Source organism: Enterococcus sp. DIV0724b (genome assembly GCF_050531475.1).
Taxonomy (GTDB): Bacteria; Bacillota; Bacilli; order Lactobacillales; family Enterococcaceae; genus Enterococcus_L; species Enterococcus_L haemoperoxidus.
The window spans coordinates 1,663,445-1,676,896 of sequence record NZ_CP172890.1 but is presented as its reverse complement, the minus strand read 5'-3'; the positions used below and the strand labels follow the sequence as shown (position 1 = coordinate 1,676,896).

Here is a 13,452-nt window from a genome sequence, read left to right as displayed (position 1 = left end):
GCTTTTGCCATCCAACAAAAAAAGCCTCTTAATTAAAAGAGAGCTTTCTTGTAATTTCATGAATGAGCCTTACGTCTAAATCGTTCCAAAACGATCAAGTGGCCACAAAACAAATTTAACATCACCTAATATCTTATCTTTACTAATAAAACCGATCATACGTCCATCTTTTGAATTCCGACGATTATCACCCATCACGAAGTATTCACCATCTGGAACTTTCTTCTCACCCGTAACCTCACTCAACGTAAAATCAAGAGTCAAAGGTGACCCGTCTGTTACTGCTCCTTTGAATTCATCAAGATAAGGTTCTTTGACTTCTTTATCGTTGATATATAAAACATCATTTTTATATTCAATCGTATCACCTGGTAAACCGATTACTCGCTTGATGTAACTCTTCTTAGGTTCGTCTGGTGCTGGAAACGTCACAATATCAAAACGTTTGATTTCTGTATTCTTTAATGCAATCACTCGTTCACCATCTGCTAAAGTCGGATCCATTGAATGCCCTTTGACAACAACTGGCGTGAACACAAATTGCCTTAGTAAAAATAACAACGCTGCTAAACCAATAAAAAATAATATTGTATGTAATAACTCTTTAGACTTCAAATTCATTCCTCCAAAAAACATGCTTCCTATATTTTACCACAGACAATCAAATTTCTACAGAATTCTTTTCTTTTCGGGCCCTTTTTTAATATATCTCTTAATAAGTAATCTATTCATTGTTTATTACTTATACAAAAATCAAAAAAACTGAAACAACTTTTACTTAGCTTGTCTCAGTTTTTTTATGCTTACATGTCTTTTACAACAACATAATACACAACTAGTGGTCCATGCAAGCCCACAACTAATTGCATTTCAATATCACCAGAATTGGAAGGTCCAGAGATGAAGTGAATCGCAGAACCGACGTTTTCACCGTTTCGTTGTTTTTCTGCATAATAAGCTGCAGCTTGAGTAGAACGTGGTACAATTTTACTCATGGGAATAATCGAAATATAGTGCTGAGGTAAAAAATGTAAAGAACGTCCTTGCCCTGCATTTGTTTCAACGACTACTGAACCTGATTCAGCTAATAAAAATTCTGCAAAGGCAATCGCAATATTCGCCTTTTCTGCATTTGTTATATTCATTTCTCTATTTTCAGCGCCTTTTTCCCAAAATGTTAGTTGTTCATCTGTATTTCCTGAAAATAGATTTTTAGAAAAGTTTGTTAACCCATATTCATCAAACCGCGAATCAATTGGAACTATAACCTTTCCTTGACCAAATGCTTCGATCAGTTGATCGATTGTTTCAGTTAAATGTTCTCTAGTTGTTTCTACAAGCTTCGTGTTGATTTTATCCACTCGTTTTTTAGCAATTTCTAGTAGCTCTTCCTGTGACTTATCTGCCAGTGTTAATTCAGGCAAATCATTGATTGGTCGGAATGGATGATCTGCTACGTTTTGTCTTTCTATGCCTAGTTTTTCAGTCAGGTTACTTAAAAATGATGTTCGATTTTGTACATTAGAATCAGTCATTTTGCTCACCTGCTTTATTTTTTTTATACCAGCTTCTGAAATTTTCTGAACTTTTTGGTGGACGCGGTAAATCTCTGACATCGGTCCAACCTTTCACAAGACCAGGACCTTTGGCAACATAACCACCATATTGGAACATATTCTCTACTGTAATTTCTTTTTTCTTGCTCAATGGCGCTAATCCAGCGTGATCAACTTTCATTGCCATTTTAAATAAATTGGGCGTGGCCGTGGCCTTGCCCACTAGTCGCATTTGGAAATCATCAAAACCGTGTTGCATTTTCAACTCATCTGTCATAACTCTTCGATGTTCGATCAATAATTCGTGTAGTGGGATTTTCACTGGGCAAGTATCCGTGCAGGCGCCGCAAAGACTAGAGGCATAAGGTAACTCACCAAACTGCTTATAGCCCCCTAAAACAGGTGATAATACGGCTCCTATTGGTCCAGGATAGATTGAACCATACCCATGGCCGCCGATATGACGATATACTGGACAAACATTTAGACAAGAACCACAGCGAATACATTGAAGTACAGGCTGAAAAGCAGTTCCTAAAGCATTGGAGCGCCCGTTATCCAAAATTACAACATGAAACTCTTCTGGCCCATCAGATTCATCTGCATTTTTTATTCCAGCAAAGGTCACGTAAGTAGTTAAACTTTGGCCGACTGCACTTCTAGCTAATAGGTTATCCAAAACCTCTGCCTCTTTCATACTCGGAACGATTCGCTCCATTCCCATCAAAACGATTTGTGTTTTTGGAATACTGATTGTTAAATCCGCATTCCCTTCATTCGTATTTAAATTAATCAAACCACTATCAGCAATTGCAAAATTACACCCTGTAATACCAACTTCTGCTTCCAAGAAAAATTTTCTCATGACTTCTCTGGCGCATCGTGCTAAATTGACTGGATCATTATCACCTTGATAACCTAACTTTTCTGAAAAAACTCGACGAATTTGTTCACGATTTTTATGGATACTTGGAAAAACAATATGAGATGGTTCGTCCCAGTCATCCATTTGTAAAATAAATTCAGCTAAGTCAGTCTCCATAACACTAACACCATCTAGTCCTAGCAACATAGGATCAATATCAACTTCTGTGGTCACCATGGATTTTGATTTCACTACTTTTTTAGCATTTTTTTCTAAAACAACTTTCTTTACATATTCAGTTGCCTCTTCTGCGGTCTGAGCGAAAAAGACTTTGCCTCCTTGTTCAGCCACATTATTACTAAATTGTTCCAAATAATCTGGTAAATAAGAAATCGTGTGTTGTCTAATTTGTTCACCTAACTCTCGCCATTGCTCCCAATGTCCAAGCTCTTCTCTGGCTCCTTCTCGCTTGATCCACTGATCATCTTGCGCTTTCGCTACCGCCTTTTGCATAAAGACATCTTTTTTGCTATCTTCTAAACGTTCTTTGAAAGATTTCTTGCTTGTCGTTAATCCCACAATAGTTCCTCCTAGATGACTGTCATTATTTTTGGTTGATCCATCCGTTTTTTATCCACCTGTTGGTTTAAAACTTCAGCGATATGCATGATTTTGATTGGCTTACCATCTCGATTGAATTTCCCACCAATATTCATCAGACAGCCCATGTCTGCGCTAATTAAAATTTCAGCTCCTGTATCGATTACATCATTCATTTTTTCTGTAACCATTTGTTCAGATATCTCTGGCATTTTTACTGAAAAAGTTCCGCCGAACCCGCAACAATTTTCAATGTGATTTAAGGGAACCATCTCCAAACCAGCTACATGGTCTAACAGGATAAATGGCGCTTCTCGCTCCTTCAAAATCCTTGTCATGTGACATGAACGGTGGTAAGTCGCTTTAGCGTTTAATGTTGCACCGACATCCGCAACACCTAAAACTCTGTACAGAAATTGGCTAAATTCGAATGATTTGACCGCTAATGCTTCAGCTTTCGGACCATATATAGGATCATCCTTTAAAAAATGTCGGTACTCTCTAAGCATCCCCACACATGAACCAGCTGGCCCCACTACATATTCTGCATCTTCAAAACAGTCGATTTGATTTTTCAACGTCGCATAGCTTTCTTCAACATAGCCGCTATTATAGGTTGGCTGTCCGCAACAGGTTTGTTTATCAGGTAATGATGTTTCACAACCCAAACGTTCCAAAACCTCAACCATTGCCTGTCCTACATTTGGAAATAGTAAATCAACAACACAGGTAGAAAAAATACTTACTTTCAAAAAAAGCCCTCCTCGTATAGTTGTACGAAAAGAGCGGAACAGTCATCTATATAGTCAAAAATAATATTGGCTTATATATTCGCTTTTATCAAAAAGGAACCGACAACCACAAGACTATTATCATACAACTTAGAATCAAAATCATTTTGTAACGTTTATTATACAATAATAATTCTATCAGTATTTCTTCTATTTATCAATTCATTTCCTTATGCTTTTTCGCATACTTCATTGCAGAATTGATAGCAAGTCAGTACCTTTTGACAGACAATCGATATGAAATATATAATAAAGAAAATAGATGACTGGATAAGAAACATTTGATACACTATATAAGAGTATGAGTTGTAAGGGAGGTTATTTACCATGTTCATCACATTCAGTATGTTTATAGGTTTAATTGTACTAACAATCATAATGATTGTTTTAATTATTTATTTAACTTTTACTGGAGGAAACAATCAGCATTCGCGCCAAAAAAATGTTTATCAAGCGCAAGAAGCCGCTAAAGAATTGTTAGCTCAAAAAAATAATGAATTTTCACAACACTCTACCTCATTTAAAATAAATCAAGAAACTGAGTTTGAACAACGATCAGATAGAAATGAGTTTCACCAAGATATGGACATTAAGGAAGATGATGACCCGCTTCGTGTTTTACCTTATCCCAAAGACAACAAGTTTGAGTAAAAAATGGAACTAACGAGTATCAAGAATAAGTCTATACTGATTTCTATATTAAAGAGCTTGAAGAATAACTATTTTAGTTATTTCCCAAGCTCTTATTTTTTGAAAATAACTAAACTTATTTGTATTAAAAAAATAAATAATTTTAGTTATATGTGATAATACCCATTAAATTTGACTTTAAATCATTCTATTTCTATAATTTGGAAAAAGGTAACAGGAGTGATGAAATGGATATCTTATTAAATGAAAAAAGTAAAAAAAAAATCCAACTTTTTACGGAATTATTATATAGAGAGAATGAAGAAATATCTTTTTCCTATTTACAAAATTTCCTTGGTGTGTCCTTAAGTACCTTAAAACGATATTTCCAAGAACTATCAACTGATATTAAGAATAATAAATCCTTTACACAAATAGTATTAATACGTAATGTTGGAGGGTATGTCATTCAAAATCATTCAGCACATGCCATGGATTACCTTATTATTCAATTACGTCTAAGTTATTTTGAATCATCCTTACAATTTAAAATTATTTTAGAACTTCTTTTAAATCATTATAATTCTGTAGAAGATCTAGCTGAAAAATTATATATAAGTCCTCCTCACCTGTATAAAAATATTAATATTTTAAATATTGAACTAGAAAGATATCCTTTAAAAATTGTTTTCCATCCTACTACTAATTTCCAAGGAAAAGAAAAATACGTCCGTATGCTAAATTTTTATTTTTTTTGGAGTGTATATCGAGGAATTGCATGGCCATATGATTTTAAAAATATGAAAGACTTCTCGGCCAACGTTGACTTTGGAGAATTACAGAAAAACTACTCCGACTCAGTAATCAAACGTTTGGAGTTCATGGTTGGTCTTTTTATGGTCAGGCGACAAGACCACCCCATTCGTTTGCCCAAAAAAATTAAAGAGCTATCAAAACACTTTGCTACTACAAATGCCATTTCAAAACTTGTAGAGCCATTCCTAGTCACTGAGGATGAGATCTTATTTTTTAATTTACTAGCTAGATGTTATATTGCTGAAATTGATACACTACAAGATAAATATAGACTATATGATTCATTTCCGAGAAGCTTGCCTTTAATCAGCGCTTGTGACTTATTAATTGAAGAATATGAAAAATACTTTTATGGGGATTTTTCTATGAATAAGGAGCAAAAAACAACTGTCTTCTATTATTTGTTAATCGGGATGATTCAAGCAACTTATTTTTCAATTAGTCCTGTACAGTTTTTTAGAACTTCATTTACACAAAATACGCATACAAAACTTTCTATTAAGGATAATCCAAGAATTAATAATTTTTGTAAGAAGTTTCGAGAAGATCACCCAGACTTTCCAGTGCCTGCTCATTCTGATTTTGGCTTATGTATTTTGTTAACCATTTTAACAGAAACATTCTTATGTCCTTCTTTGTCTGTTTATATACAGTATTCTAAAAACAATTTAGGCACAGTCTATATAAAGAATAAATTACACATGCTTTTCAATCCAAGAGCTATTCACTATATTGATTGCTTCGAAGAGGCCGATCTTGTAATCATCGATTGCTTCGAACCACGTGTTAAAAAAAGCAAACAGAAAATTTTTTACATTTCAGATGTTTATAATGAACAAACCTGGCATGAGCTATTCACTTGTATTCAACTTTTATTTTTTAAAGCCAAATCAACTTTTTATTAATGTTTAACTCCTGTAGAAATGAACAGTATAAAAATCTATAACTATGTAAAATAATTTCTTTATTTAGATTTCAAGCCAGTGATAAAAACTGAAAATCAGTTTTATCGCTGGCTCCTCTATTTTATTGCTTGTTAGACCTCATTAACGCAACTAAATACAATTATACTGAGTCATGCTATTAAGGTGCGTTTTCTATTATCCAGATAATATTTGACGAATATTCTTTATTAGCAAGTACTGTTCCTGGTAGAACATTTAGTAAAATTTGTTGTTTTTCTGATTGACCTAACGGTAATGAAATTTGTCCATTTACCGCATTTTTATTGTAGTAAAATTCAGCAGTCTTTTCATCACTCAAGTGTTCTCTCATTTGTTTGCCCGAAGAATCTGTTGTTTGAAGTACTAACGTACTGGCTGTCTGATCACCTTGTTCCGATTGTAACGGCCGGCTTAGTTTCGTAACAATCCGCCAATTTTCCGTTACATACCGTGTGTCTTCAATTGTTAGGTTTAAGGTTTCTTCGGTCGGAACTAATCGTTCTTCCGAATTAATGGTCTGCTCCCCAAATGAGATATTCGCATCTACATGACTAAAGCCTAAAGCCCCCTCTAGTAATGTTGCTGTCATGGTTTTCTTAAGTGTTCCAATACTAAAAGTGATGTTATACACTCCTGGTTTCTTCATTATCGTTCCTTGATTAATCATAAGCTGATCAGTTTTATTTTCTCCGGTTTTGACATCCCAAAGTTCAGCTTTTGCATATTTTAATAAAAATTTTGGTTGTTCCTCTACTTTATCCGGAAAATCAATTGCTGCAGTTGAAAAATCTTCAGCACGAAATATATAATTGTTATCCGAAATGGTTTGAGAATCTTTTACAAAAAACAACACTTTAATAATTGTTTTATTTTTGGCCTTATCTGTGAATGTAATCTCTCCTTGAGACCCACCTACTTTAGAAATATCAGGTTGCTTGGTTAGGGCAACTTCTACCGAATCTGCCCCGGCATTATCATAAAGTTCTTTGTACATCTTAGAAATTTCTGGTAACGGATCCCCTAATTCTAGAAATTGATTGACTGCTTCGGCTTTTGGTGGAGTGGTATCTGCGACAGATTGGACCAGAGACTTTTCACTAGTATTCCCAGCAGCATCAGTAGCTGTAACGTAATAGCTTTTGTATGGTACCAAAGGTTGGTTTGTTGTTGGAATACTTAATGAATACGTATCATCTGCATTTGCTTTCCCTTCTAAAAACAAACTGTTTGTTTCGTTATCATAGATTTTGACCGTTGAATTCTTTTCTGCATTACCTGAAAATACGGTGCTTATGTCTTTTAGTTCGTTCAGACTTGGTTGCTCTGGTGGAATTTCATCTAAAACTGAAACTACTTTAGAAACAACTTTACCATGAATTGTACTTAAAATTGTTATCTTTTCTCCATAGGTAAAATAGCTTCCAGTTGGAAGAGCATAACTAAAATCCCCCTGATCATCTGCTTGAATATGGTATTTGGTAGCATCGCCTATTACCGGTGAAGCAATCTTCGCAGCAGGTATTTCTGTACTACCAGAAAATTTTAGAAAAGCATTGGGATATGTTTTACCGATGATTGTATTACTGTGATGATCTTCATGATCTGTTACCAATTTTTCTGGCGTTAAGCTTAGATTTACAGCATCTAAAAGCGATTGAGCTTTCTTTAAATTATTATCAAAGGTATCAGATTCAGTTGTTGAAAATGCGTCCTTAAGCTCATCGAATTTTGCACGTAACTCATCTATGCTTTTTTGCGTTACCTTTAGCTTAAGCGCTGTTTGAGTATCATCCGTAAATAAATCATTAATCAATGAAGTAAACTCATTTAATTCTTCTGTAGCATCATATACAGTTTGTCTTGTAAAAGTAACATTTCCAGTACCTTTTCCATATGGTTTTAAATCACCATAATGATAGAGACTTATTTTACTTTGAGTAGATCCTGCTTTAAAAAAGATACTAATACTTTTTTTGCCATCCATTGTAAAACGACCTAAAGGCTTTTCATTATTATTGATTTTTACCCCTGTCTCCATCCCTTCTAAAGTACTACTTACATTTATATCCGCCTTGAAAACATAGTAGTTGCCGGGAGTAGTTTGAACTGTCTGTTCAACATATATTGTTTCCTTTTCTCTTTGAGATTTTTTTAATGAAATCACACTATTTCCTAATGTAATCATTCCGTAACCGACATCTTTTACTATTATATCCTTTTCGGTCGCTAATTTGCCCATTGTAGATGTATTTCCACGGTATGTGTAGTAACCATACCAATCTTCTGGTGATAATAAATTGGTAGGATTGGCTTTTATACTACTACTAGCTTTTATTTCGTTTGTTTTTTTTAGAATGAACTGACTAATGAGCCCCCCAACTAACACTAGAAACAATAAAATTAGAACTATCATTTTCTTTTTTTTAATTTCCACCCACTCCTCATTCTTTTTTCAAAAATACGAAAAATGATATAATTTACATTTTGTTTGCAAATCAATAATTTCATTCTACATGGCTTATTTATAAAATCATAATCCATTTTTGATTCATATATTGTTCACAATGAGAGACTAACACATATACTACTATTAGATTAAAATACACATAGGTTTATCATCTATTGTCAAAAAATAACAATAGAAATTTTTCAACAACAAAAAGAACGAAACAAAACGTAAAATCAGTTTTGTTTCGTTCTCTAAATTTTACTATATGGAAAAGTATCAGCTACTGTTCACTTCTTCTATTGTAGCTAATTTTAGACGCTTAAACAATGAAAGTTGACTACTTATTAAAGTAGCACTATGGTCTCAATTTAAAGCTATCTCATAGACGTGCATTTAATTCTTTTGCTAAGTCTTCAAAACCAGGTTTGCCAAGTAGGGCAAACATGTTCTTTTTGTATGCTTCCACACCTTCTTGGTCAAATGGGTTCACGCCATTTAAATATCCAGAAATTCCAACAGCAATTTCAAAGAAGTACATAACATAACCCATTGAATAAGCATCCATTGCAGGAATTTTCACGATCATATTTGGTACACCACCATCTGTATGAGCAAGCAAAGTACCTTCAAAAGCTTTTGTATTTACAAAGTCAATTTCTTTCCCTTGTAAATAGCCCAATCCATCTAAATCTTCAGCAAGTTCAGGAATAGACAAAACATGACGCGGAGTGTCAACTTTAACGACTGTTTCAAACAAGTTACGCATACCATCTTGAACGTATTGTCCCATTGAGTGTAAGTCAGTAGAAAAGTCAGCTGCCGCTGGGAAAATACCTTTTTGATCTTTTCCTTCTGATTCACCAAATAGTTGTTTCCACCACTCAGAGAAGTAATGCATTCCTGGTTCATAGTTGATCAACATTTCTGTTGTCTTACCTTTACGGTATAAAATATTTCTTAATGCAGCATATTGGTATGCTTGATTTTTGTTTAAATCAGTTGTTGCAGCATACTCTTTACGCGCGTCATTCGCACCCGTCATTAAAGCATCGATATCGCCACCGCTAACAGCGATCGGTAATAAACCAACTGGAGTTAGGACTGTGAAACGTCCGCCAACATCATCAGGAATCACAAATGTTTCCCAACCTTCAGCATCTGCTTCCACTTTAACGGCGCCTTTAGCACGGTCAGTTGTAGCATAAATACGTTTATTTGCTTCTTCTTTGCCATATTTTTTAATCAATAATTCTTTAAATACTCTAAATGCAATTGCAGGTTCAGTTGTCGTACCTGATTTAGAGATCACATTTACTGAGAAGTCACGATCACCAATAACATTGATTAAATCAGCTAAATAAGTTGAGCTGATACTATTTCCAGCAAAGAAAATTTGCGGTGTTTTTCTTTCGTCTGCTGGTAATAAGTTATTAAATGAATGATGTAAAAATTCAATCGCTGCTCTCGCACCTAAGTAAGAACCACCAATACCAATTACAACTAATATTTCTGAATCAGATTGGATTTTTTCAGCCGCTTTTTTAATGCGGGCAAATTCATCTTTATCATAATTTTCTGGTAAATCGATCCAACCAGTAAAATCACTTCCAGCTCCAGTTCCTTCTCTTAATGCTTTGTCGACTGCAGTCACTTGTGCCTGCATGTATTCCAATTCATGATCAGCAACAAATGGTGCCAAATTGGAATAATCAAATTGAATGTGTGACATTCCTTCTCCTCCTTGAAATTAAACTTAGTACATACTCTACTTTACGTTCTTTTGATGCTTTTTTCAAGCAAATTATAACTGAGTGTACCAATTTTTATTTTAATACACTTAAACAAACCCAATTATACCACAAATCAAAATATTATTTAGGTCTAGCAATTATCCGATATGAAAAAACATCAAAAAATAAAGAATGATTAAGACAAAAATCATCTTTATTTTTTGATGTTTTTGGACTAGACCAACCCTTGGCTTAGCATAGCTCGCGCAACTTTTTCAAATCCTGCAATATTTGCTCCTAAGACAAAATTGTTCGCAGCATCATATTTATTTGCTGTATCACGACATGTTTCATAAATATTTTTCATAATATCATCCAACATACCATCGACTTTTTCAAATGACCAAGATAATCGCTCAGAGTTTTGGCTCATTTCTAACGCAGAAACCGCCACTCCACCAGCATTTGCCGCTTTTCCTGGACAATATAATACACCAGCTTTGTCAAGTACCGCTACTGCTTCTAAAGTACAAGGCATATTAGCTCCTTCAGCAACGACTTTTCCACCATTTTTCACTAAAAGTTCAGCTTGTTTTTCATTGATCTCATTTTGAGTGGCACATGGTAAAGCGATATCGTAAGCAACTTCAAAATCCCAAACGGATTGACCATCATAATACGTAGCATCTGAATGAGTTTCTACATATTTAGAAATACGTTCACGATTTTTCTCTTTTAATTCTTTAACTAATTCAACATCGATACCTTTCGGGTCGTAAATAAACCCAGTTGAATCAGAACAAGTTAGAACCGTTGCACCCAATTCTTTCGCCTTTTCCATTGCATAAATCGATACATTGCCGCTACCTGAAACAACAACTTTTTTTCCTTTGAATGAGTCATTTGAGTCATTCAAGAGATGTTTAACGAAGTAAACACAGCCATATCCAGTAGCTTCAGTTCTAGCCTCGCTCCCCCAATAACCTAAAGGTTTACCAGTTAGAACACCTGCATCATAGTTTCTCAAACGCTTATACATACCGAATAAGTAGCCGATCTCTCTTGCACCTACACCGATATCTCCAGCTGGCACATCTGTGCTTGGTCCAATATGTTTTTGTAACTCTGTCATGAAACTTTGACAAAAGCGCATCACTTCAGCATCTGATTTACCTTTAGGATCAAAGTCACTTCCGCCTTTTCCCCCACCAATTGGCAAACCGGTTAGGCTGTTTTTAAATATTTGCTCAAACGCTAAAAATTTCATCACACTTAAGTTCACGCTAGGATGAAAACGCAGGCCACCTTTATAAGGACCAATTGCAGAGTTATACTGCACTCGATAACCACGATTGACTTGCCAGTTGCCTTTGTCATCTTGCCACGGTACTCTAAATTGTAAGATTCTTTCTGGTTCAATCAGGACTCCTAAAATATTGGCTTCAATGAATGCAGGATTTTCTTTCAAAAATACTTCAACCGTTGGTAAAAATTCGTCGACAGCTTGCAAGTATTCTACTTGCCCCCGATCATTTTCATGAATCTTCTTTTGAATCTCTTCCACGTACTGTTTTGCTTCCATCTAATCACCCTCTCATCGTTATAATCCTATTTTAACTTAAATTCAGAAAATTTCCACAACTTTTTACTGTAAATTGAAAAAAACTTAGAAATATTTTTCAAAATTGTGTTAAACTACCATTGAACTGGAGGAGAATTTATGAAATTATTTGATGTTATTGTCGTCGGAGCAGGTACTAGCGGTATGATGGCAGCGATTGCCGCGGCGAAAGCGGGAAGTAATACCTTATTAATAGAAAAAAATAAACGCGTAGGTAAAAAACTTTTGATGACAGGTGGTGGTCGTTGTAATGTGACGAATAATCGTCCTGCAGATGAAATCATTGCGCATATACCAGGAAATGGAAAGTTTTTATATAGCGCCTTTTCACAGTTTAATAATTACGATATCATGGAGTTTTTTGAATCGAATGGAACTCATCTAAAAGAAGAAGATCACGGACGAATGTTTCCTGTGACCGACCGCTCAAAAACAATTGTCGAAACTTTATTCAATCAATTGGAACAACTTGGCGTAACGATATATACAGAAGCAAAAGTTGAAAAGGTACTACATAAGGATGAACAAGTCATCGGAGTCGCTTTAGAGCACGAAAAAATATATGCACCTTGTGTCATTTTGACAACTGGTGGACGTACCTATCCTTCCACAGGATCGACAGGTGACGGCTATAAACTTGCTAAACGATTAGGTCATACTATTAGCCCTTTATATGCAACTGAGTCTCCAATCATTTCTAATGACGATTTTATTACAGAAAAAACGTTACAAGGCCTTTCCTTACAGGACGTTGCACTTTCAGTTTTAAATAGTAAAGGGAAAGTAATTGTAACGCATCAGATGGATCTCCTTTTTACCCACTTTGGCGTTTCGGGTCCAGCTGCTTTGAGGTGTTCAAGTTTTATTAATCAAGAATTAGTTAAAAATGAGCAAAAATCAGTTACTTTACAACTGGATATCTTTCCTCAAAAAACAGCATTTGACCTAAAAAAAGAAATAAAGAGAAGACTTTTTGATCAACCCGAAAAATCACTAAAAAATGCTTTGAAAAATCTTGTTGCTGAACGTTTGTTAGATTTTGTCTTAAACGAAACTTCCCTTTCAGACTGTCAATCAAAACAAGTTTCGGAACAACAAATTGATGCTTTAGTCCAACACTTAAAGTCTTTTGAAATAAATGCAACAAAAACACTTCCCATAGAAAAGTCTTTTGTAACAGGTGGTGGAATTTCATTGAAAGAAATCCAACCCAAAACAATGGAAAGCAAAATAGTTAATGGTTTATTCTTTGCAGGAGAGTTACTTGATATCAATGGCTATACCGGTGGTTACAATGTTACTGCAGCTTTTGTCACTGGACATGTTGCAGGAACTCATGCCGCTAGCGTAGCCGACTATACTTATTTGCCAACTATAGATCAAGAATAAATAACTTTCTTATTATAAATGAATGAACAATCCAAGAATTGTATTCGTTCATTTTTTATCC

At 34.8% G+C, this 13,452-nt stretch carries 10 protein-coding genes; 3 read left to right on the top strand and 7 right to left on the bottom strand.

The window, feature by feature from the left end; translation table 11 throughout:
* Positions 1-75 precede the first annotated feature (75 nt).
* The 4 genes from lepB to IGJ02_RS07700 all read right to left on the bottom strand — a co-directional run bounded on the left by lepB (position 76) and on the right by IGJ02_RS07700 (position 3,773).
* A complete protein-coding gene (gene lepB / locus IGJ02_RS07715) occupies positions 76-621 on the bottom strand; it encodes a signal peptidase I (protein ID WP_430603960.1) in 546 nt (181 codons plus the stop codon).
* 182 nt (positions 622-803) lie between these two features.
* Positions 804-1,535, bottom strand: coding sequence for a LutC/YkgG family protein (locus IGJ02_RS07710; RefSeq protein ID WP_430603957.1), 732 nt, complete (start codon positions 1,533-1,535; stop codon positions 804-806).
* A complete protein-coding gene (locus IGJ02_RS07705) occupies positions 1,528-3,000 on the bottom strand; it encodes a LutB/LldF family L-lactate oxidation iron-sulfur protein (RefSeq protein ID WP_430603955.1) in 1,473 nt (490 codons plus the stop codon). The genes IGJ02_RS07710 and IGJ02_RS07705 overlap by 8 nt, the downstream gene beginning before the upstream one ends.
* 11 nt (positions 3,001-3,011) lie before the next feature.
* A complete protein-coding gene (locus tag IGJ02_RS07700) occupies positions 3,012-3,773 on the bottom strand; it encodes a (Fe-S)-binding protein (RefSeq protein ID WP_010761256.1) in 762 nt (253 codons plus the stop codon).
* A gap of 366 nt (positions 3,774-4,139) precedes the next feature.
* Here IGJ02_RS07700 and IGJ02_RS07695 point away from each other — a divergent pair, with 366 nt between their 5' ends.
* Positions 4,140-4,463: a hypothetical protein gene (locus IGJ02_RS07695; protein WP_430603954.1), complete on the top strand. Its 324-nt coding sequence runs from the start codon at positions 4,140-4,142 to the stop codon at positions 4,461-4,463.
* Positions 4,464-4,690: 227 nt separating this feature from the next.
* Complete coding sequence (locus IGJ02_RS07690) at positions 4,691-6,163, top strand: helix-turn-helix domain-containing protein (protein WP_430603952.1); 1,473 nt, start codon at positions 4,691-4,693, stop codon at positions 6,161-6,163.
* 178 nt (positions 6,164-6,341) lie between these two features.
* On the opposite strand, the gene IGJ02_RS07685 is transcribed toward IGJ02_RS07690, so the two are convergent.
* From IGJ02_RS07685 to gdhA, 3 genes are all read right to left on the bottom strand, one after another.
* Positions 6,342-8,636, bottom strand: a complete 2,295-nt coding sequence (locus tag IGJ02_RS07685; protein ID WP_430603950.1) for an Ig-like domain-containing protein — start codon at positions 8,634-8,636, stop codon at positions 6,342-6,344.
* 394 nt (positions 8,637-9,030) lie between these two features.
* A complete protein-coding gene (locus tag IGJ02_RS07680) occupies positions 9,031-10,380 on the bottom strand; it encodes a glucose-6-phosphate isomerase (RefSeq protein WP_010761252.1) in 1,350 nt (449 codons plus the stop codon).
* 236 nt (positions 10,381-10,616) lie between these two features.
* Entirely contained in the window at positions 10,617-11,963 is a 1,347-nt protein-coding gene (gene gdhA / locus IGJ02_RS07675; RefSeq protein WP_010761251.1) for an NADP-specific glutamate dehydrogenase, read from the bottom strand.
* Positions 11,964-12,101: 138 nt separating this feature from the next.
* On the opposite strand from gdhA, the gene IGJ02_RS07670 reads away from it, so the two are divergent.
* The gene (locus tag IGJ02_RS07670) at positions 12,102-13,391 is read left to right on the top strand and encodes an NAD(P)/FAD-dependent oxidoreductase (protein WP_430603949.1); all 1,290 of its coding nucleotides are present in this window, start codon (positions 12,102-12,104) and stop codon (positions 13,389-13,391) included.
* Positions 13,392-13,452: the final 61 nt, after the last annotated feature.

Bases quoted from the DNA above. Each gene is read 5' to 3' on its own strand.
- lepB (WP_430603960.1), bottom strand. From the start codon at position 621: ATGAATTTGAAGTCTAAAGAGTTATTACATACAATATTATTTTTTATT.
- IGJ02_RS07710 (WP_430603957.1), bottom strand. From the start codon at position 1,535: ATGACTGATTCTAATGTACAAAATCGAACATCATTTTTAAGTAACCTG.
- IGJ02_RS07695 (WP_430603954.1), top strand. From the start codon at position 4,140: ATGTTCATCACATTCAGTATGTTTATAGGTTTAATTGTACTAACAATC.
- IGJ02_RS07690 (WP_430603952.1), top strand. From the start codon at position 4,691: ATGGATATCTTATTAAATGAAAAAAGTAAAAAAAAAATCCAACTTTTT.
- IGJ02_RS07680 (WP_010761252.1), bottom strand. From the start codon at position 10,380: ATGTCACACATTCAATTTGATTATTCCAATTTGGCACCATTTGTTGCT.
- gdhA (WP_010761251.1), bottom strand. From the start codon at position 11,963: ATGGAAGCAAAACAGTACGTGGAAGAGATTCAAAAGAAGATTCATGAA.
- IGJ02_RS07670 (WP_430603949.1), top strand. From the start codon at position 12,102: ATGAAATTATTTGATGTTATTGTCGTCGGAGCAGGTACTAGCGGTATG.